Origin of the sequence: Robinsoniella sp. KNHs210 (assembly GCF_000686105.1) — a bacterium.
GTDB lineage: Bacteria > Bacillota > Clostridia > Lachnospirales > Lachnospiraceae > Robinsoniella > Robinsoniella peoriensis.
On sequence record NZ_JMLZ01000002.1, the window covers coordinates 5,663,310 to 5,685,220 of the forward strand.

The window sequence follows — 21,911 nt, forward strand, 5'->3', positions numbered from 1 at the left end:
GAAGATTTTTGAGGATGCCAAGTTACAATGTTTTTCTTGTGAATTGCAGCCGGTCGCTTTAAGTGGCCGGCTGAAATGAAAAGGAGGCAAAAGATAGCCTATGAAATTATTGACAGCACGCAATATTACAAAAGTGTTTCCAGGAGTGGTAGCATTAGATTCAGTTAATATTACATTGGAAAGCGGACAAATCCATTGTATATGCGGTGAAAATGGGGCGGGTAAAAGTACTTTGATTAAATGTTTGACAGGAGTTTATATTCCGGAAGCAGGAGAAATTATTATACATGACAAGGAAGCAGGAGAAAATAAAAAGTTATTTGAAAAAGTGGCATATGTGCCTCAGGAAATTGACTTGTTTCCACACTTGACTGTAGCGGAGAATCTGTTTATGCCATTTTCAAGATCCAATATATCTGGAATGATATCACAGAAAAAACTGAATCAGCGTTCCAAACATATATTAGAAAGATTTAGTATCAGTGCTAACCCGGAAGAAAAAGTAAGTAATATTCCGGTATCGCAACAACAGCTCTTACAGATTGCCAGGGCGACGGTATTTGAAGGATATAATATCCTCATGCTTGATGAACCGACGACCAGCCTCACAGCAGAAGATACTGTGAAACTGTTTGAAATCATAAAACAATTGAAGAAGGAAAACAAGTGTATTGTATTCATTTCACATAAATTAGAAGAAGTTTTTGAAATTGGAGATGTGATAACGATTTTCAGAAATGGAAAAAATACTGGTATGGTAGATATAAAGGAGATCAATATTGAAAGAACTGTAACAGAAATGACTGGACATGCAGTAGATGATAAGGAGTTGTTCTATTCAAAAAATGTTACATCGGAAATTTTGTTGGAAGCAAAGCATTTGTCAGGAGAATGTTTCCAGGATATCAGTTTCCAACTACACAGAGGCGAAATATTAGGATTTACCGGCCTTGTTGGAGCTGGAAGAAGTGAACTGATGCAAGCTGTTTTTGGCTATCTTCCGTCTTATGGTGGTGAGGTTTTGGTGGAAGGGAAGAAATGGAAGCTTGGGGACACAAGTTTTTCTGTTTTAAATGGTATGTTTTATCTCCCGGAAGAAAGGAGAAGCCAGGGAATATTGCAGGATTTAAGTGTGCAGGAAAATGCTTCTATCAATTTTCTAAAAAATTTATGTGGCAAATTTGGAATTTCGAAAAGTAAAGAAAGGCAACTTGCAGAAAATATTGTAGATACATATGATGTAAAAACATCAGATCTTAATAAAAAAATAAAATTCTTATCAGGAGGGAATCAGCAAAAAGTCATAATCGGACGCGCTATGTGCTGTGAGCCTAAAATTTTAATCTTTGATGAGCCCACAAAGGGAATTGATGTTGGGACAAAGGCAGAAATTTACCGATTGATGAAAGAGATTGCGGAGAAAAAGGGTGTTGGTATTATTTTGATTTCCTCTGAAATGAATGAAATTAAAAAATGTTCCAACCGTATTATATCTTTATATAATGGAAAAAAGGTAGGAGAGCATGAGAAAAATGCAGATGATCAGGAAATTTTAAGTGCTATTTTAGGTTTAGGCTAAGAGTGTGATACGAGAGGAGAAAGAGGCTATGGTTAATATAAAACGCAAGTCTTTAAAAAAATTATTTTCCGGTATAACAAAGAATAGTGTAGTTCTCACCGGAGTGGTACTGGTTCTTTTGGTTATAATAGCGGCTGTTTTTTCACCTTATTTTATAACAATATTTAATTTGCAGTCTCTGATGAGAGATATAGCATTTATTGGTATAATTGCTACCGGACAATCGTTGCTGTTGCTGCTTGGAGAGTTGGATCTTTCGGTTGGTAAGATAGCTACATTGTCGGGCATTTTGGGTGGGCTGTTGATGACGCAGGCATCTGTTAATCCAATACTGGCCTTTTTAATAGGGATTGTAAGCGGTATTTTATTAGGCTGTGTGAATGGAATGTTAATTTCAAAGCTGAAAATTAATGCAATGGTTGCAACAATTGGTATGCAGGGAGTATACGGAGGTATTACGATGGTAATCACAAGAGGACAGGCCGTTACAAAAATACCTCAGGAAATTCTGTTTATCGGACAGAACAATATCTTTGGAATGCCAATCCCATTTATCATTGCAATCATAATTCTGTGCTGTGTTGTTTTATTTGTGTCACGAACCAGAACAGGACGTTATATTTATGCTATCGGAAACAGTCGTGAAGCAGCATGCATTATGGGGATAAAAGTAAATAGAATCCGTATTTTGACGTATGCTATAGTTGGCTTTTTATCATCAATTGCAGGAATGCTTTATGTAGCACGTTTAGGCTCTGCTCAGGCGACAATCGGTACAAACTGGCCGATGAATTCTATTGCGGCCTGCGTTATCGGAGGTGTATTGCTGACAGGCGGTGTAGGGAACCCTATCGGATCATTTTTAGGAGCAGCGATTATCTGTGTTATTTCTAATATTATTGTATTATTTGGCGTGAATATTTATTGGCAGGAGGCAGTGAGCGGTATTGTTGTAGTTGTAGCGATTGCATTGCCATCTGCAATTACTATTTTAAGAGAGCACAAGAAAGTCCAGAAAATTTCCACAGAGTAGAGCCAGGAGGTGCCGAATGGAGTATCCAAAAGTTTATCTGACATTAGATAATTGCTTCGCCATAAAGAGGTGGGTGTCCCCTAAGGAATGGGTTCCCCTAATTCAAAATATGGGGTTTACAAGTGTACAAGCTAGTTTTGATAATGAAATAGATTTTTTATATTCACCTGACTGGTATCTTGACCAGTGGTTTGAGGAGTTAGAGGAACAAGAAAAATGTTCAACGATAAAGGTGGATACTTTTTTCACCGGATATCAGACATATCGGACTGCCGGTCTGGGACATCCAAATGATCAAATGGCAGACTACCTTATGGAGGAATGGGTGAAAAAAGCAATTCGTAGATTGGGAAAACGAGGATCCCATATGGGAATGTCTTTTTTTGCAATACCGGATAATATCCTGCAGGATCCGGATCAATATAAAATATATAGAAAAAAAATAATAAAGAGGCTTCGGGAAATTGGAAGATGTGCAGAAGATAATGGAATATATTTTTGCATCGAGGCAATGTATGCACCGCATCAACCACCCTGGACGATCGCAGGCGCAAAAAGATTTCTAATTGATTGTGCCAAGGGGGGGAATAGTCCAGTTTACCTTACGATAGATGTGGGACATATGATTGGGCAAAAGAAGTTCCAAATGCCTTTAAAAGAAGAGCTGGCAGAAAGCATACGAAATCCAGGCGTGATGCAAAAGGAACATAATTGGTGGCTTGGTGCGGTACACACGTTGGAACTTTGGAAAAATGCTGTTAAAAATAAGGATGTTTCTGAAAAGACATTGTGTCTGATGGCAGAAGATATGAGACGTTACCCTTATCTTTTTTCTGACGGGGAAGCAGATTGGAATCCTTATCGGTGGTTAGAAGAAATGGGGTGCTATTCCCCCATTATACATTTGCAGCAGACAGATGGTATTGAGGCATCCCATACTGCGTTTACAGATAAGAATAATAAAAAGGGGATAATAGAAGGAGAAAAATTATTGCGTTCTATTGCAAAATCCTATGAAAAGGCTTTAGATGGGGGGATGCCGGACAAATGTAACAAGATATACCTGGCTTTTGAAATCTTTGCTGGAAATACTGAATACAGAGAAGATATTATTGAGAAGCTTATGGAGACGCTGGCGTATTGGAAGCAGTTTGTGCCTAATAATGGCATAAGATTGAATGAACTTCTTGATCGTTTAGATAGAAAGGCGGAGAAAAGTAATGAAGGCATATGTAATGGACAAGAATAGAAAAATGCTAGTAAAAGAAATGCCAGAACCTGTACCAACAGAAGATAATGCTATTCTGGAAATAAAATATGCTGCAATTTGTGGCACGGACTACAGGACGTATACAAAAGGAAATGATAAGATTCGCCCTCCAAGGGTATTAGGGCATGAGGCAGTTGGAATCATTTCTCATGCGGGTAAGTATGCCCGGCAAAATGGGTTAAGGGTTGGAGAACGTGTGACAGTGGCGCCTGCAATTGGTTGTGGAGAATGCTGGCCTTGCAAGACAGGGCATACGAATATGTGTGATTCTTTAATGACGTTAGGGTTTCAGCTTGAGGGAGCATTTACAGAAAAAATGGAAATACCAGGACAAGCGATACGTATGATGAATACTGTACGTATACCATATAATGTAACTGATTTTTCAGCAGTATTAACAGAACCCGCTGCATGTGCTCTTAATGCCCAAAATTATTTAAATGTAAAAGAAGAAGATTATATGGTAATTTATGGAAGTGGTTTTATTGGCTGTATCCATGCTGAACTTGCCCGGATCAAAGGGGTAAAGAATATTATTATGGTGGAAATTGCTGAAGAAAGGGCAAGGATCGTCAAAGAAATGCTGCCGCAAATTACCATGATTAATCCAAAATCCCAGGATACGGTAAAAGAGGTAATGCGTTTAACAGAAGGAAGGGGAGCAAACGTTGTAATTACAGCTTTATCAGTTGCTGCTGTTCATACAGAAGCATTGCAAATTGCATCTAAAATGGGAAGGATAAGTCTGTTTGGAGGAATTGCAGGAGATGGTAAAGGTTTTCTGGACAGTAATCTGATACATTATAAAGAACTTTCCGTACATGGAGTACATGCCACTACGGCGGATTATATGAGGCAGATTCTCAAATATGTATCTGATGGGATGCTTAATCTTGAAAAATATGTGTCAAGAGTATATCCGTTGGCAGATGTTGAAAAGGGATTTTTGGCTATTAAAGAAGAAAATGCTATGAAGATTTTGATATCCATGGGAGATTTTTAGAAAAAATATAGTTTTTGTCGGGAAGAAAGGAGAGAAAAATGTCTATGGATTCTTTATCAATCAATAAAATCGTAGAGCAGGTAATCAAAGAAATAGAAGCTGAGCAATCAGTATATCATGAGGGAGCCAAACTTCATGGAATATATGAAGAGGTGGAAGAGGCTATTGAAAACGCAAAGCAGACACAAAAAATAGTCCGGGACATGACATTGGATTTTAGAGAGAAAATTATCTGCAATATCAGAAAAAAAACAAAGGAAAATGCAAAGTTATTTGCAGAGGCAGCGGTGGAAGAAACCGGTATGGGAAATGTACCTGATAAGATAAAAAAACATGATCTTGTAGCAGACAAAACTCCTGGAACAGAAGATTTAAAGACAACAGCATGGACAGGAGACAGGGGGCTTACATTGGTTGAGCAGGGGCCATTTGGTGTAATTGGAGCAGTGTGTCCAAGCACGAATCCTTCTGAAACAGTTATATGTAATACGATAGGAATGTTGGCAGCAGGTAATACGGTTGTTTTTTGTACACATCCTGCAGCCAAAAATGTATCAAATCTGGCAGTTGATATGGTCAATAGAGCCAGTGTCGAAATTGGAGGACCAGATCATATAGCAACAGCGTTAAAAGTACCGACATTAGAAACGAGTCAAAAAATTTTTTTGCATAAAGATATTTCTCTTTTGGTTGCTACAGGAGGTCCGGGAGTAGTTACGGCTGTTTTAACCTCTGGTAAGCGTGCCATGGGAGCAGGGGCGGGAAATCCACCGGTATTGGTGGATGAAACGGCAGATATCAAAAAAGCGGCAAAAGATATTGTAAATGGTTGTACTTTTGACAATAATCTTCCCTGTTTTACAGAAAAAGAGGTAGTGGCAGTTGACGAAATAGCGGATGAGTTAATATTTTATATGAAAAAAGAAGGATGTTATTTTGCAACTGATTTTGAAGTCAGGAAGTTAATAGATGAGGTTTTTGTTGAAATAGATGGGCGAAAGACATTAAACCGTCAATGTGTAGGCAAAAGTGCTAAGACTCTTTTAGAAAAAATAGGTGTAAAGGCAGAGGACAACATTCGATGTATTATATTTGAAGGAGATAAAGAAAATCCCCTGATATATGAAGAGCTGATGATGCCAATCCTGGGAATTGTACGCGTGAAAAATGTAGAGGAAGGAATTGAAATGGCAGTTGTTCTGGAGCGTGGGAATAAACATTCTGCACATATGCACTCTACTAATATTCATAATCTTACAAAGTTTGGCAAGACAATTGATACGGCGATTTTTGTAAAAAATGCACCTTCTTATGCAGGATTAGGATTTGAAAGTGAAGGTTTTACAACATTTACTATCTGCAGCAGAACTGGAGAAGGGCTTACATCTGCTAGGACATTTACAAAAAGCAGAAGATGTGTGATGAGTGACGCTCTGTGTATTCGGTAATGTATTATTGATAGCGTGGATACAATGGTGAAAGGAAAGCGGCAGAAAAAATGAGATACAGTATAACTATAACTGTGTCTCTTTTTTTGCGTCACTTTTTGATTAAAAATATTTTTATATTTTCTATTGACAAACCAATATTATATGTCATATAATATAGTCACAAAGCAATACTATACACCATATAGTATTGAGATAAAAATAATATAAGAACTTAAATAGTATTGTTTATCAAATAACAACGAAGGAGTTGATGGCATGGTATTTAACACAGGCGCGGCCCTGCTGGATGCAATCGTACTTGCTGTTGTATCAAAGGAACCGGAAGGAACATATGGATACCGAATTACCCAGGATGTGCGAAGTGCTCTGGATGTTTCGGAATCAACTTTATACCCGGTACTTAGACGACTGCAAAAAGATGATTGTCTGGAAGTATATGATATGGAATGCGGAGGAAGAAACAGACGGTATTACAAAATCACAGAAAAAGGTACCGTACAGCTGAATCTGTATAAGACAGAATGGAAGCAATATTCTTCAAATATTACGAAGATATTTACAGGGAGGGCATAGGAATGAATCGCGAAGAGTATATGAAACAATTAGAATACTTGCTGCAGGATGTACCTGACAGTGAGAGAGAAGAGGCTCTTGCGTATTACCAGGATTATTTTGAGGATGCAGGAGAGTCGGAAGAAGTAAATGTAATTGCTACTCTGGGCAGTCCGGAAAAGGTAGCGGCAATGATTAAAGACGGGTTAAACGGATCAGATGATGAAGCAGGTGAATACACGGAAAGCGGCTATCAGGATGACCGTTTTCGTGAAAATAATAAGGTGCCGGAACCCAGAGGCGGATATCAAAAAGATGAGCAGGAAACCCAGTCCGGAGATAGCGGATATCAGAGCAGTAACGGATATCAGAGTGGCAGCAGTTATCAGAACAGCGGCGGATATCAGAGCAGCAATTCTCAGAATGGAACAGGATATAACAGACAGAGTTATGACCGCCAGTCCTATGGTGGAAGTACACAGGGCTACGGATATGAGGATGAACGCGGAAAAGAGCAAAAAGGATTTGGTACAGGTAAGATTATATTGATTGTGCTGCTTTGTATATTTGCAGTGCCGGTTGGGATACCGATTCTGGCAGCAGGGTTTGGACTGGTAATGGGAATTTTAGGAGTTCTGTTTGGTGTAGGTGTAGCAGTAATTGCTGGAACTTTCGCATGTTTTGTAACCGGTGTGGTATTAGTGGGAGTTGGTATTGCAAAAATGTTTGTAGCGCCGCCTATCGGTTTTCTGCTTGGCGGACTCGGATTACTTGCTCTGGCAGTTGGATTGCTTTTACTGCTGCTGGCTTTCTGGGTAGTTGGAAGAGTGGTACCCTGGATGCTTCGTGGAATAACAAGTCTCTGCGGCAGATTATTTAGAAGGAGGAGAGGTTAATTATGAAAACATTTACAAAGGTCTGCTTAATTATCAGCGGAGTATTAGCAGCACTGGGCCTGGCATTTTGCATCGTGGCAGTAAGCCTGGGAGTAAGTTTCAGTGATCTGAGCAATGTATCTTTTCCTTCTAAATACGGATGGGGATGGAATTCTTCAAATCATAATTTTTTCTGGGGCGATAAAGGCAATCAGAAAGTAAAGGATATGGACGAAACTTTTCGGGATATCGATAAACTTAAGATTGACATCGGCGTTGTGGATATGGTAGTAGAATCATATGATGGAGATGAATTCCAGTTAGAAGCCAGAAACGTGCCGGAAGGGTTTCAGTGTAAAAAAGAAGGAAGCACGCTGGTAATTAAGGAAGAAAGTAATCATTCCTTTAACATAGGGGCAAATTTCGAGACGGCAGAAGTGACGCTTCGGATTCCCAATAAGAGTGTATTCAAGGAAGCGGATTTTGAAGTGGGAGTTGGACGTTTAGAGGTATCTGATTTTGAAGGTAAAAAAGTTTCCATTGACTGTGGAGTTGGCAGTATGTCATTAGACGGGACAATAACAGGTGATGCCGATCTGAATTGCGGTGTAGGCAGAATCAGTATGAACCTGACCGGAAAAGCAGAAGATTTTGATTATGATATTGACTGTGGCATTGGTAATGTCAATATAGATGGTGAAAGCTATTCCACATTAGACAATGATAAAAAGATTGACAATGGCGCAGATAAAGAAATGAAGATTGAATGTGGTGTTGGAAGCATAGAGGTTAATTATTAATATATGAAAGAACAGATTAGCGCATAATAATAAATATTGTTAATATAAGGAGGAATTCAGTATGGAACCCAGAAAATTATATAAATCAAAAGGTAATCGTTGGATTTGCGGCGTATGTGGCGGAATCGGAGAATATTTTAAAGTAGATCCTACAATCATCCGTTTGCTGATGGTATTGCTTGGATGTACAACTACAGGAATTATAATTTACATTGTTGCAGCCATTATTATACCGGATGAATATTAAAAAGTTAATGAAAAGAATTGAATAAAAGTAATGAAACAGGCCATACTCCTGATAAAACAGAAAGGGGTATGGCTTAATTTATGTCAAAGAAAAAAGAAAAACCAATTGAGTTAGATAACTTGACGCCAGAGGAAGAATTAAAATATGAAATTGCAGAGGAACTTGGATTATTGGATAAGGTATTAGAATCCGGGTGGAAGACCTTATCAGCAAAAGAAACCGGACGCATCGGAGGATTAATGACGAAGCGGAAAAGGGAACTGAAAAAGGAAGCATTGCAAGGGTAGGGGAAATTCCCCTGCTCTTTTTCACGTTCCAAATCCCGCCCAAAGGTAAGGAGGACGCAAATAAAGCCGGTGGTAAAGTTTTCGGACATGTTAAGTGTGAAAACCATGCGCAGGACGACATCCCTGACAGAAAGGAACAGGCAGTTAAGGATGGAATGGTCCAAAATAAAAGCACAAAAGTTATAAAAATAGGCGAAAATGAAACAGTATGCTTCGTGAAAATATTGTATAATGCAATCAAATGGGTGGATAAATTTACAAAATGAGCCTTCAGGATTGAAATAAAAATGAAGGGAAAATATTTATGAAATCATGGAATAAGATGTTTCTGGAACCAGAACTGTTGATTTCTACAGAAGAGCGGCAAAATGCTTCTTATGTACGAAAATGTTTTATGTTAGAGAAGAGTGTGCAAAAAGCAGTGCTGTATACAACCGCTTGTGGAGTGTATAAGGCATTCTTGAACGGAAAAGAAGTAGACGATCAGATATTGCTGCCCGGACTGACAGATTACTCAAAAAGATTGCAATATCAAAAGTATGATGTGACGGAGCAGCTACAATTAGGTAAAAATGTGATTTGTGCAGAAATAGGAGATGGCTGGTATCGAGGTCGCGTGGGTTTGGCAGAGAAGATCTACTATTATGGCAAAAAAATTAAATTTTTCTGTTTTCTGCAGATTGAGTATAAGGATGGAACAAAACAGGAAATAAAGTCAGACTGTAGTTGGAAAGCAACGCAGGATGGTCCGATTCGTAAAAACGATCTGAAAACAGGTGAGGAATATGATGCAACACGGGAAATGCATAATTGGAAAGATATAGATTATGATGACAGCTTATGGCATGGAGTCTGTAGTGGAGAATACACCGGAGAATTAGTTCCGTCCGAAGGTGAACCTGTGTTGGAACAGGAACATTTTTGGCCGACAGTTATTCAGACACCGGATGGAAATACGATTTTGGACTTTGGACAAAATCTTTCAGGATATGTAAAATTCAAGGTGAAAGGACCTGAAAATCATAAGGTACGTTTGGTTCATGGAGAGACGCTTGATGAAAATGGCAATTTCACATTAAAAAATCTTGAGCCGGAAGGGTCAGATGAAATGGACCAGCCTTTTGGACAAATGATTGATTATAAATTAAAAGAAGGATATCAGGAATATAAGCCTACATTTGCACATTGTGGTTTTCAATACGTAAAGCTTGAAAATTGGCCGGAAGAAGTAAAGGCCGAAAATTTTGAAGCGATTGCAGTTTATTCAGATATTCGTGTGAATGGTGAATTTGAATGTTCAAATGAATGGATTAATAGACTGGTAGAAAATGTAAAATGGAGTCAAAGGAGCAATTTTGTTGATATTCCAACAGATTGTCCTACGAGAGAGAGAACCGGATGGACCGGAGACATTTCTATATTTGGAGAAAGTGCGTGTTATTTATCTGATCCGAAGAAATTTATACTGAAATGGCTAGAAGACGTGAGGCTGGAGCAAAGAGAAGATGGCGCTGTCTCATATATGGTTCCGGACTTTGGATTAATGGATGAGGCGTATGGCTCAGCAGGCTGGCAGGATGTCATCTACACATTACCTTGGACTTTATATCAGTTTTATGGTGAAAAAGAGATTTTGGAAAAGTATTATGATTCCATCAGATGCTTAGTGGACTTTAACCAAAAGAGAGCGCTTGAAATTCATGATGCTAATAAAAATAGAACCGAAAGACATCGCAAATTTATCATCGACACAGGATTTCATTTTGGAGAATGGCTTGAACCGGGAAGTGTTATGATTGAGGATGTGAAGACTGCAATTGAACATCCGGATGAAGAGGTTGCAACGGCATATTTTGGATATTCAGCGAAAATATTGTCGAAGATTGCAGGCATACTTCATAAAGAAGATGACGAGAGAAAATATGATGAGCTATATAGAAATATATGTGAGGCTTATCAAAAAGAATTTCTGAAGAATGGGCATGTAGTATCTGATAGACAGTGCCGTTTTGTAAGACCGGTTGCATTGGATCTTGTGACAGAAAGTGAAAAAAGAACCATCGTAAAAGATCTAAATAAAAAAATAATTGCAAATGAATACAAAATCGGAACAGGCTTTCTGACGACGGCAAGCATACTTCCTATTTTGACAGAATACGGGTATATAGAGACTGCATACAAAATGCTGGAAAATACAAAACAACCGGGTTGGCTGTACGCAGTTACAAAAGGCGCAACAACGATATGGGAAAACTGGATCGGAAAAGATGAAAAAAATGTACCGAGAGATTCCATGAATCATTATGCACCGGGTAGTGTCGTAGCGTGGTTATTTAATACAGTAGCAGGAATTAAACCATTAAAGCCGGGATTTGAACTAATTAAAATTAAGCCACTTCCGGGAGGCAGTCTGCAGTTTGCAAATGCCAGTATCCAGACATGCAAGGGAAAAGTGGTATCTTCATGGAAAATTGAATCGGATAGATTTCTTCTTCATGTAGAAGTACCGGAAACTGCGCAGATTTATATGCCGGATGGCAGCGTTTGTGGAGTGTCAGCAGGTAAGCATAATTTTTCCTGCGCATACCAATAGTTATTATATCAATTAGTTTTTATATCAAATAGTTATTTCTGAATTTAAGAGGGGTTATCCCCTCTTTTTGTTTGAAAATCTGAATAAAATGTGATTCGTCATGAAAACCAACACGATAACCGATTTCACTGATTGCCAGATTCGTTCCGTTTAATAGAATTTTTGCCTGATGAATTCTATATTGCAGCAGATATTCTTTTGGTGAAAATCCCATATATCTTTTGAATTCTCTGGAAAAATGCGATCGACTGAAACCAAAATCAGAACTAAGCTGTTCAAATTGAATATTTTCGCCATAGTTTTCTTTAATATATTCTACAATATTTTTCATAATATCAGACTGCACCTTTTTCTGTTCCATAAAAGACAGATCTGAATTCAAAAGATCCGTGAGCAAAAGTGTAAAAAGACAGGAGGTCTGATATTCAGCGTAGGGTACAATTTTATTTATAGATTTTAAAATATTTGACTGATACAATTCAAAGTTAGGACAGGAGACAGATGAAAACTTCACATTATCGTTCTGTATAAAGTGTTCAAAGAAGTTATTTGCCTGTGGTCCGTTAAAATGAAATACAGTAGTTTTCCAGCTTTTCCCATGTGTTTTGTAATGATGTGGAAGAGTACAGTCTATAAAAAATCCCTCCCCCTTTTTTAATATGTATTTTCTGTTTTTATATTCCAGAAATCCTTCGCCATCTAACGTGTAGCAGATTTCGTATGAATTTACATTTTTTCTTTTGGTGTAATAGTTTTCATCCATGTCAAAAATGGCAAAGAATTCAGGGTAAAATAAATTTGTCCGTGCATTCTGGCTACATAAAAAAGGTGGATGAACATGAAATGAACCGGAAATAGCAAAATCGGCACTACAGAAGTCTTCTAAATACAGCGTGCCGGAATCTTCTGCTGTGTTTGATGCGGTATAAAAATCTTTGGCACAGCGATAGACAGTCTGTGTTTGATGAGATTCTAAAGATGAATAATCGTACATAATTTCCTCCATAGCACAAATGTTATATAAAATGAAGCATTTTTGATAATTATATTTTGGGAACATGTTATAGTTATAGTAATCCAAAAAGCTCATAAAGTAAAGAAATAAAGAATACTAGACCTTGGGAAATTTATCTCACACCCATTGAAATAAAGAAAAAGGTAAAAGTAAATAAGTTATATTAAGGAAGGGAAAAACAATGAACAATAAGATAAAAAAGTATCAGGTATTAACTTATGGTATGGGCAGTTTGGGAAAAGATTTGGCAGGAGGATTGATTTCAACATTTCTACTTGTGTTCTTCACGGATGTGTTTGGAATTTCAGCAGGCGTTGCCGGAATGATATTGATGTTGACACGAGTTTGGGATGCAGTAAATGATCCGATGATGGGAACAATCGTTGATCGGACCAATACGAAATTGGGTCGCTATAGACCTTACCTGTTGATTGTTCCAGTTTTTATGTGCATTTTTTATTGGCTTACATTTACAACCCCGTCATTTGACAGTATGACTGGGAAGATTGTATGGGCCACTGTTACATATACATTGGCAGGGATGGCATTCACGGCATACGATGTTCCTTTATGGGGAATGATTCCTGCTATTTCAAATGATCCAAACGAACGAAACAAATTGATAACATCACAGAGAACATTTACATTTATCGCTTATCTGCTGGTAGGTACATTTACCTATCCGTTAGTGGCAAAACTTGGTGGTGGTGTTGAACTTGCAAATACAAGATTAGGATATTCAAGACTTGCATTAATTTTTGGAATTATAGGAATTATATTTGCTTGGATTACATTTGCAACAAATAAAGAAACGACAAATATTTCAAAGGAAAAGACTTCAATCAAAGAAATGTTTGGAATACTGAAGGCTAATAAGCATGTACAATTATTGCTCGTAGCAAGTTTCTGCACTTACTTAACAACATACATCATCAGTTCTGTAAATGTATATTATTTGACGTATTATCTGGGAAAACCGAATCTAATTTCAGTATTGATGTTCGTATCGATGGGAGCAACGGTTGTGGGTATGTTCTTTGCAGTTGGATTTGCAAAACATTTTGGCAGAATGAAAGCAACAGTTGCTAGTATTATTATTGGTGTTATAGCAAGCATTTTAATGCTGTTATTAGGAAGAAATTTAGTTGTTTTAATGATTTTATTGGTAGTTTACGGTATTGTAATCAGTATACCAACTGTAACATTGACAAGCATGATTGCAGATGCGGGTGATTATACAGAATGGAAGACGAATGTGAGAATTGATGGTGTCATTTTCTCGTTGAATTCTTTTGTAACAAAACTGGGTATGGCAATCGCCAGTGGATTTGCCGGGTTATTCTTATCATGTATCGGCTATGTGCCACAGGCGGAAACACAGTCAGCAGCAACACTAATGGGAATCAATATTATGCGATTTGCGATTCCGGTTATTCCATTACTGATTTGTATCGTATTATTGAAAAAATATAAATTAGATGATGCAACGATGGATACGTGCCGTGCGGAGCTTTTAAGGAGAAGAGAAACAGAATTGTAGTGACTATGCAGATCATGAGATCTATATTCGGGAAGCAATCTATGAGCTGTGTAAGGGAAAGACATTCCCTGTTGTCAGAACAGAAAGAATAGTTGAATTCTATCTTCATTTCTTTTATAATAAGAAAATGATGAAAGTTAGGATGGTTACATATCTATGAAAAGTTTACTGGAAGATTTAAATAAAGGAGAATTTAAGAAGGCTTACCTTCTCTTTGGTGAAGAGACATACTTAAAGAATCTCTATAAGAATAAACTGAAGGATGCCCTGATACCGGAAGGGGATACGATGAATGTTACTTCTTATGAAGGAAAGAGCATTGATGTGCGGTCAGTGATAGATCAGGCTGAGACCATGCCTTTTTTTGCAGACAAGCGGTTTATATTAATTGAAAACAGCGGTTTCTTTAAAAATGCAAATGTTCAGATGGCAGAGTATATTCCTCAGATTCCGGAGTCAACCTGTATGGTATTTGTGGAAAATGAGGTTGATAAGCGGGGAAAGGTCTATAAGGCTGTTAAGAGTGCAGGAAGAGTAGTAGAGCTTGGAAGACAGGACGAGAAGACATTGACCAGATGGATCCTTGGTGCACTGAAAAAAGAGCATAGAAATATTACAGAGGCTACCATGCATTTGTTTATGGAGAAAACCGGGACAGACATGGAGAATATTCAAAGGGAACTGGAAAAGCTGGTCTGTTATACCATGGGGCGTGATGTGATCACGGCAGAGGATGTTGAGACGATATGTACTACAAGAACGGTTAACAAGATATTTGACATGATTAATGCCATTGCGGAAAAGAGACAGAAAAAGGCTCTGGATTTATATTATGACCTGTTGGCTTTAAAAGAGCCGCCTATGAGAATATTATTTCTGATTACAAGACAGTTTAATTTGCTGATGCAGGTGAAAGAACTGCGAAATCAGGGATTTGATACCCAGGCATTAGCACCTAAGATAGGTCTTCAGAGTTTTATTGCCAGAAATTATGTGCGGCAGGCTGAATCCTTTACACTGGATCGGCTGAAAGAGGCAGTAAATGATTGTGTGGAGGCGGAAGAGGCGGTTAAGACAGGGCAGATGAATGATGTTATGAGTGTAGAACTGCTGATTGTGAAATACAGCCATTAGTACTGCTGCGCACTAGTTTAGTTTAAATTGGGGTTTTGCTGAGTAAGGGGGACGCTTTGTAGATTGAAGTAGTGTTTGAACGTGTTTGAAAATCAAGAACATAATCATTTTCAGACATGATCATGCCACACAGCGTATAAATTATGGCATATGCGGTGATACTTGGCTGTAAAGTGAAAAAGAAAAAAGAATAAAAAAAGAACCTTCGGTTGACGGTGCCGAAGGTTCTTATAACATGTATAAAATTATGCGATACTGTTAACTGCTTTTGCTAAACGAGAAACTTTTCTAGCAGAAGTATTCTTATGATAAACACCCTTTGAAGTAGCTTTATCAATGATAGCAGTAGCTGATAATAAAGCAGCTTTAGCAGCTTCTTTATCCTGTGCTACAACAGCAGCATCTACTTTTTTAATAGCTGTTTTAACGCCAGACTTGATCGCTTTGTTGCGCTCAGCCTTTGTCCTGTTTACTAAAATTCTTTTTTTTGCAGATTTAATGTTAGCCAATCCGTACACCTCCAAAATATTTTAATTTGAAATGATTATTTTCTATTGTTACATTAAAGCCGGACACGGACGATCTAATGTAAACATACTCATATATTCTAGTCTAAGATATCTTACTTGTCAATACATAATTCGCAAAATTATGTAAAAAATAGTAAAAACAAGAGACGGTGTGTCTGTCGATGGATTTTTTTCTATTATAACAGCGCACCCTATAGAAGGAGGAACATATGCTGGGTAAATTTAATATCCGAACAGACCTTGCGTTAGAGGCAAAAGAGAGTTTTGAAGAGGATGACGTCAAAATCAGAGGTGTCAGGATTGAGGAGGAGGAAGACGAGAAACTGGAGATCAAAACGACTACAGTGGTAATTGAGACAGAAAATGGTGCAAAATCCATGGGTAAACCGGTAGGTACGTATATTACGCTGGAAGCGCCTAATATGTCTGTGCCGGATGAGGATTATCATCGTGAGATCAGCAAAGAACTTGCCAAACATTTAAAAGAGCTGATGGGAGAAGAGGAAAAGTCTGTCCTAATCGTAGGTCTTGGAAACCGGGAAGTAACACCCGATGCAATAGGCCCTAATGTTGTAAACAATGTGAAAATTACCCGCCATGTAATAAAAGAATATGGTAAAGCTTCTATGGATATGGAGAAAGCAAATCAGGTCAGCGGTCTTGTTCCGGGCGTTATGGCGCAGACCGGTATGGAGACATTAGAAATTATCCGGGGTGTTGTGGATGAAACCAAACCGGATCTTGCCATTGTAGTTGATGCCCTGGCTGCCAGGAGCACCAAAAGGCTCAGCCGTACAATTCAGTTAACGAATACGGGAATTAATCCGGGTTCCGGAGTAGGGAACCATCGCAGCGGTATTAACGAAGAATCTCTTGGCATTCCCGTAATTGCAATTGGAGTCCCAACAGTTGTGGATGCGGCCACCATTGTAAATGACACCATGGAAAACCTGGTTGCGACCATGGATGCCACTCCCCAGATGCAGGATTTGGGAGGCGTACTGGGAACAATGAATCAGATGGAGAAGCATCAGATGATCAGTGAGCTGATTTCACCCCACCTCAATACCATGTTTGTAACACCAAAGGATATTGACGAAACAGTGAAACGAATCGGATATACCATATCAGAAGCATTAAATATTGCATTGCAGTTGGCATAAAAATTAGTTTCACCTCATATATTTAAGAATATGGGGTGAGAATATGAAGCATGCGGAGAAATGGATACGAATCATATTGTGGCTGCTGTTTTTTGTTTTGGGGGGTTACATTATATATAGAGGAATCGGGATTGCATCGGAAAACGGATGGTTTGAGAAGTCATCCGTAGTTTCCAATATCTACAAAGGAATTGAGGAAATGTCAGTGGGCACTTTTATGCCAGGACTTTCCTACTCGGCAAATCAGACAAGCAATGGGGAGCATTGGTTGTCTGATTTGTTTAGTGAAAGTTTTCCTTTGTATGAATATGTTAACATGCAGGAAGGATACGAGCAGAATATTGAAAGTAAAAGCGAATACGAAATGATTCTGGCTGCGGAAGCTGCGGCAGAGGACAATATGGTGCCAAGGCCCAAAGAAGAAATACCGGAGGATACCAATGAAACAGATGCCAGCATGGAATCTGAGGTGGCAAGTGCAAAGGGAGAGACGCAAAGCCAGACAGGAGAATCCAACCAGGATGGATCCGACAGCGTTGCCGCAGATGCAGGTGTAATAAAGCGTGCACCCGTCGCAGAGATTCCTATGGATAAACTTCTGGATTATGACTATGTTCTAAACAATTTCTATGCGATTGATATGACGACGACGATTGACAGGGAGCATTTGGATGTAAATAATCTGATCAATGAAAAAATGACTCTGGAACAGGATAATTCCAAGCCACAGATTTTAATCTACCATACCCATTCCCAGGAAGCTTTCGCAGACAGTATACCGGGGGATGTGAGTACCACAATTGTTGGAATCGGAGAGTATCTGTCCAATATCCTGCGGAATAAATATGGATATAATGTTATCCATAATACAGGGGTTTATGATTTGATAGATGGAGAACTGGACCGGAATAAAGCATATGATCTGGCTTTTGAAGAAGTATCTCAGGTATTGGCGGATAACCCGTCGATCGAAGTGGTAATTGATTTACATAGAGATGGAGTGGACGGTAAGAAAATGGTAACCGAGATTGACGGAAAGCAAACCGCCCAGATCATGTTTATCAACGGACTTAGCAGAACAACCCAGAATGGAGATATCACCTATCTGCCCAATCCGTATATTCCGGATAATCTGGCATTTGCATTTCAGATGAAATTAAAGGCCATGGAGTATTATCCTGATTTTACAAGAAGTAATTATCTGATGGCATACCGGTTTAACATGCATCTGCGTCCCAAGACCCTGCTTGTGGAATCCGGTACCCAGTTAAGCACAGTAGAGGAAGAGCGCAATGCCATGCTGCCGCTTGCAGATATTTTACATCAGGTGCTCAGTGGGGAGTAGACAAGAGGGGAATAAATGTGATACACTGTCTTGGAAAGTCAAATACTCCGCCGCAAGCCGCGGAGTATTTGACCCTCGCGGCAGTCGCCGGATGGACATGCGAGCATGTCCGCCAGGCTCGTTGCCCGCAGAAATAAAGTCGACGGATAGCGATTCGACCCACTGAGGAGGAACAGACGTGGCAGGGATAGATCAGAGCAAAATAAGGAATTTTTGTATTATCGCTCATATTGACCATGGTAAATCAACATTGGCAGACCGTATTATAGAGAAAACGGGTCTGTTAACCAGCCGTGAAATGCAGGCTCAGGTATTGGATAATATGGATTTAGAAAGAGAACGGGGCATTACCATTAAAGCACAGGCTGTAAGAACCGTCTATAAGGCGAAAGACGGGGAAGAGTATGTTTTCAACCTGATTGATACGCCGGGGCATGTGGATTTTAACTATGAGGTTTCCAGGAGCCTGGCTGCCTGTGACGGGGCAATCTTAGTTGTAGATGCCGCACAGGGAATAGAGGCACAGACACTTGCCAATGTATATCTGGCAATGGATCACGACCTGGATGTCATGCCGGTTATCAATAAAATCGACCTTCCAAGTGCCGATCCGGAACGTGTAATCAATGAGATAGAGGATGTAATTGGGATTGAAGCCCAGGATGCACCCCGGATATCAGCCAAGACAGGGCTGAATGTGGAGGAGGTCTTAGAGCAGATCGTAAATAAAATACCAGCGCCTAAGGGTGATCCTGAAGCATCATTGCAGGCATTGATATTTGATTCTATCTACGATTCTTACAAAGGAGTTATCGTATTTTGCAGAATCAAGGAAGGCTCGGTAAAACGTGGTACCCAGATGCTTATGATGGCTACAAAGGCAACTGCGGAAGTAGTAGAGGTCGGATATTTCGGTGCGGGGCAATTCATACCATGTGAAGAATTAAGTGCCGGAATGGTTGGCTATATTACAGCCAGCTTGAAAAATGTAAAAGACACCCGTGTGGGAGATACCATCACCAACGCGCAGAATCCCTGTGCAGCACCGCTTCCGGGTTATAAAAAAGTAAATCCTATGGTATATTGCGGTATGTATCCTGCGGATGGAGCAAAATATCCCGATTTGCGGGATGCATTAGAGAAATTACAGTTAAATGACGCTTCCCTGCAGTTTGAAGCGGAGACATCCATTGCTCTCGGTTTTGGTTTCCGCTGTGGATTTTTGGGACTATTACACCTGGAAATCATTCAGGAACGTTTAGAGCGGGAATACAACCTGGATCTGGTAACAACGGCGCCGGGTGTTATCTATAAGGTATATAAAACGAATGGCGATGTGATTGAACTCACCAACCCGTCAAACCTTCCTGATCCTTCCGAAATCGAATATATGGAAGAACCGGTAGTAAGCGCCGAGATCATGGTAACAACGGAATTCATCGGTTCGATTATGGAACTCTGCCAGGAACGCAGAGGTGTATACTTAGGGATGGAATATATGGAAGAGACCAGGGCATTATTAAAATATGAACTGCCATTAAATGAAATCATCTACGACTTTTTCGATGCGCTGAAGTCCCGTTCCAGAGGCTATGCTTCATTTGACTATGAAATGAAAGGCTATGAACGTTCGGAACTGGTGAAACTGGACATCCTGGTTAACCGGGAAGATGTAGATGCTCTGTCTTTTATCGTACATGCGGCAACCGCTTACGAAAGAGGGCGTAAAATGTGTGAAAAGCTGAAAGAAGAGATTCCAAGGCAGTTATTTGAAATCCCGATTCAGGCAGCAATCGGAAGTAAGATCATTGCCCGGGAGACTGTAAAAGCTATGCGTAAAGACGTTCTTGCAAAATGTTACGGCGGTGATATCAGCCGTAAGAGAAAACTTCTTGAGAAACAGAAGGAAGGTAAGAAACGTATGAGGCAGATTGGTAATGTTGAGATTCCGCAGAAAGCTTTTATGAGCGTACTGAAGCTGGATGATAAGTAAAATTTTTGTTCAGTCATATACAGAACTTCTCAGGTTAGTTCTCTGAGTATTAAAATTTTTAAATGAATGTTATATTTGAAATAAAACAAGGATTCCGGTTCAGGAATCCTTGTTTTTGTGATGTTTTACACATTCTGTCAATAAATACTCGATTTGCCCATTAATGGAGCGGAAGTCATCTTCCGCCCATTGGGCCAGGTCATTCCAGAGGCTGGCAGACAGCCTTAAGGGAACCTGTTTTTTACTTTTATCTTTTGGTTTATTCTCCAACGCTGCCATCCTCCCTTTTTTTATAGAAATAATGGTATTTGTGTTAATAAAGTGAGCCGCTGTTTACAATGGGCTGGGCATCTTTGTTACCGCAGAGTACAACCAGAAGATTGCTTACCATAGCAGCTTTTCTTTCTTCGTCTAATTCCACGATCTCGTTTTCGCTTAATTTCTGTAAAGCCATTTCCACCATGCTGACAGCACCTTCTACGATTTTCTGACGGGCATCGATAATAGCGGCTGCCTGCTGCCTCTGAAGCATTGCAGATGCGATCTCAGGAGCGTAGGATAGATGGGTAATACGAACTTCAATAATGCTGATTCCCGCATCCTCTACTTTTTCCTGCAGCTCGCCTTTCATAATATCAGCGACTTCCTGGCTGCTGCCGCGAAGTGATCTTTCATCCCCGCCTTCACTGGTATCATAAGGATATCTTCTGGCTGCATTTCGTGTGATCGCGTCACACTGGATAGAAAGGTATTTTTTGTAGTTTTCTACATTTAATACAGCTTTTGTGGCATTTTCTACTTTCCAGATTACTACAGTTCCGATTTCAATCGGATTACCAAGTTCGTCATTCACCTTTTGCTTTTCATTGTTTAAAGTCAATGTCTTAAGAGATATTTTTTTGCTTCCTTCGCCTCCAATGTTAACGGCTGCACCGTTTCCGGCTGAGGCGCTTACATACTTTTTGACAGTTGGGTTAATTGCGGAGCAAAATGGGTTCACCCAGAAAAATCCATCGTTTTTTAAGGTTCCGTAGTAGTTACCAAAAAGGGCAAGAACCAGAGCTTCATTTGGATTAATGACTTTCAAACCTCCGAATCCAATACATGCAGCAATGAAAATGATAATTGACAATACAGCCAAAATTCCTTGTAAAGCACCTTCAAATACTGACATGCCTGCAATGAATAGGGCAACACTTCCTAAAAGACCGATAATGCACAGAAATAACATCCCCATGCCGTTTGCCGCTTTTAAGTTTTTCTCTTCTGTTATCTTCTGTTTGTTGATCTCCATAATCCCATCCTCCTTCAGATGATTAAAATGATATTAAATTGATATCACTATGATAACTCTAAATAGTTTGAAAGTCAAGACATTTTAAATGAATTTTAGAAATATTGGTTTATATTTTATGCATTGTTATACTTCCCTGATATAGAGCCGGATTCCGTTGTAAAATATAGGGAAAAATGTTATACTCCAAGCAGAAATTGAGTGTTG

Annotated in this window: 20 protein-coding genes and 1 pseudogene; 16 read left to right on the forward strand and 5 right to left on the reverse strand. The window is 39.2% G+C overall.

What is annotated here, in order from left to right; translation table 11 throughout:
- Positions 1-100 precede the first annotated feature (100 nt).
- The 10 genes from CD03_RS0131080 (at position 101) to CD03_RS37545 (ending at position 9,097) form a co-directional block, all read left to right on the forward strand.
- Positions 101-1,579, forward strand: coding sequence for a sugar ABC transporter ATP-binding protein (locus tag CD03_RS0131080; protein ID WP_027296954.1), 1,479 nt, complete (start codon positions 101-103; stop codon positions 1,577-1,579).
- A 28-nt stretch (positions 1,580-1,607) separates the two neighbouring features.
- On the forward strand, positions 1,608-2,612 hold the full coding sequence (locus CD03_RS0131085) for an ABC transporter permease (RefSeq protein WP_027296955.1): 1,005 nt from the start codon (positions 1,608-1,610) through the stop codon (positions 2,610-2,612).
- Positions 2,613-2,628: 16 nt separating this feature from the next.
- Positions 2,629-3,861: a TIM barrel protein gene (locus CD03_RS0131090; RefSeq protein ID WP_027296956.1), complete on the forward strand. Its 1,233-nt coding sequence runs from the start codon at positions 2,629-2,631 to the stop codon at positions 3,859-3,861.
- Positions 3,848-4,885, forward strand: coding sequence for an alcohol dehydrogenase catalytic domain-containing protein (locus CD03_RS0131095; protein WP_197041715.1), 1,038 nt, complete (start codon positions 3,848-3,850; stop codon positions 4,883-4,885). The genes CD03_RS0131090 and CD03_RS0131095 overlap by 14 nt, the downstream gene beginning before the upstream one ends.
- Positions 4,886-4,923: 38 nt before the next feature.
- Entirely contained in the window at positions 4,924-6,333 is a 1,410-nt protein-coding gene (locus tag CD03_RS0131100; protein WP_027296958.1) for an aldehyde dehydrogenase family protein, read from the forward strand.
- A 258-nt stretch (positions 6,334-6,591) separates the two neighbouring features.
- Positions 6,592-6,909 carry a PadR family transcriptional regulator gene (locus CD03_RS0131105; protein ID WP_027296959.1) on the forward strand — a complete coding sequence of 106 codons (318 nt, stop codon included), beginning with the start codon at positions 6,592-6,594 and terminating at the stop codon, positions 6,907-6,909.
- A gap of 2 nt (positions 6,910-6,911) precedes the next feature.
- Positions 6,912-7,784 (forward strand): DUF1700 domain-containing protein, encoded by an 873-nt coding sequence (locus CD03_RS0131110; protein WP_027296960.1) that lies wholly within the window; start codon positions 6,912-6,914, stop codon positions 7,782-7,784.
- A gap of 2 nt (positions 7,785-7,786) precedes the next feature.
- Positions 7,787-8,563 carry a DUF4097 family beta strand repeat-containing protein gene (locus CD03_RS36660; protein ID WP_027296961.1) on the forward strand — a complete coding sequence of 259 codons (777 nt, stop codon included), beginning with the start codon at positions 7,787-7,789 and terminating at the stop codon, positions 8,561-8,563.
- A 61-nt stretch (positions 8,564-8,624) separates the two neighbouring features.
- A complete protein-coding gene (locus CD03_RS0131120; protein ID WP_027296962.1) occupies positions 8,625-8,810 on the forward strand; it encodes a PspC domain-containing protein in 186 nt (61 codons plus the stop codon).
- An 80-nt stretch (positions 8,811-8,890) separates the two neighbouring features.
- Positions 8,891-9,097 carry a small, acid-soluble spore protein, alpha/beta type gene (locus CD03_RS37545; RefSeq protein WP_044296589.1) on the forward strand — a complete coding sequence of 69 codons (207 nt, stop codon included), beginning with the start codon at positions 8,891-8,893 and terminating at the stop codon, positions 9,095-9,097.
- Between the two features lie 26 nt (positions 9,098-9,123).
- Here CD03_RS37545 and CD03_RS40270 read toward each other — a convergent pair.
- Positions 9,124-9,249: pseudogene (locus CD03_RS40270) on the reverse strand (IS91 family transposase); the annotation flags it as partial.
- Between the two features lie 152 nt (positions 9,250-9,401).
- On the opposite strand from CD03_RS40270, the gene CD03_RS35455 reads away from it, so the two are divergent.
- Positions 9,402-11,690, forward strand: coding sequence for an alpha-L-rhamnosidase (locus tag CD03_RS35455; RefSeq protein WP_052378063.1), 2,289 nt, complete (start codon positions 9,402-9,404; stop codon positions 11,688-11,690).
- Positions 11,691-11,709: 19 nt separating this feature from the next.
- On the opposite strand, the gene CD03_RS0131135 is transcribed toward CD03_RS35455, so the two are convergent.
- Positions 11,710-12,684 (reverse strand): AraC family transcriptional regulator, encoded by a 975-nt coding sequence (locus CD03_RS0131135; RefSeq protein WP_027296964.1) that lies wholly within the window; start codon positions 12,682-12,684, stop codon positions 11,710-11,712.
- A gap of 202 nt (positions 12,685-12,886) precedes the next feature.
- Between CD03_RS0131135 and CD03_RS0131140 the strand changes: the two genes are divergently transcribed.
- Together CD03_RS0131140 and holA are read left to right on the forward strand one after the other, a co-directional pair.
- On the forward strand, positions 12,887-14,245 hold the full coding sequence (locus CD03_RS0131140; RefSeq protein WP_027296965.1) for an MFS transporter: 1,359 nt from the start codon (positions 12,887-12,889) through the stop codon (positions 14,243-14,245).
- Between the two features lie 156 nt (positions 14,246-14,401).
- On the forward strand, positions 14,402-15,379 hold the full coding sequence (gene holA, locus CD03_RS0131145) for a DNA polymerase III subunit delta (RefSeq protein WP_027296966.1): 978 nt from the start codon (positions 14,402-14,404) through the stop codon (positions 15,377-15,379).
- Positions 15,380-15,624: 245 nt separating this feature from the next.
- On the opposite strand, the gene rpsT is transcribed toward holA, so the two are convergent.
- A complete protein-coding gene (gene rpsT, locus CD03_RS0131150; RefSeq protein WP_027296967.1) occupies positions 15,625-15,888 on the reverse strand; it encodes a 30S ribosomal protein S20 in 264 nt (87 codons plus the stop codon).
- Between the two features lie 230 nt (positions 15,889-16,118).
- Between rpsT and gpr the strand changes: the two genes are divergently transcribed.
- The 3 genes from gpr to lepA all read left to right on the forward strand — a co-directional run bounded on the left by gpr (position 16,119) and on the right by lepA (position 20,410).
- On the forward strand, positions 16,119-17,072 hold the full coding sequence (gene gpr, locus CD03_RS0131155) for a GPR endopeptidase (protein WP_027296968.1): 954 nt from the start codon (positions 16,119-16,121) through the stop codon (positions 17,070-17,072).
- 43 nt (positions 17,073-17,115) lie between these two features.
- Positions 17,116-18,417, forward strand: a complete 1,302-nt coding sequence (locus tag CD03_RS0131160) for a stage II sporulation protein P (RefSeq protein ID WP_027296969.1) — start codon at positions 17,116-17,118, stop codon at positions 18,415-18,417.
- 178 nt (positions 18,418-18,595) lie between these two features.
- Positions 18,596-20,410 carry a translation elongation factor 4 gene (lepA, locus tag CD03_RS0131165; RefSeq protein WP_027296970.1) on the forward strand — a complete coding sequence of 605 codons (1,815 nt, stop codon included), beginning with the start codon at positions 18,596-18,598 and terminating at the stop codon, positions 20,408-20,410.
- Between the two features lie 99 nt (positions 20,411-20,509).
- Here lepA and CD03_RS35460 read toward each other — a convergent pair whose 3' ends face one another.
- Complete coding sequence (locus CD03_RS35460) at positions 20,510-20,689, reverse strand: hypothetical protein (protein WP_044289791.1); 180 nt, start codon at positions 20,687-20,689, stop codon at positions 20,510-20,512.
- 34 nt (positions 20,690-20,723) lie between these two features.
- Complete coding sequence (locus CD03_RS0131175) at positions 20,724-21,704, reverse strand: SPFH domain-containing protein (protein ID WP_027296971.1); 981 nt, start codon at positions 21,702-21,704, stop codon at positions 20,724-20,726.
- Positions 21,705-21,911: the final 207 nt, after the last annotated feature.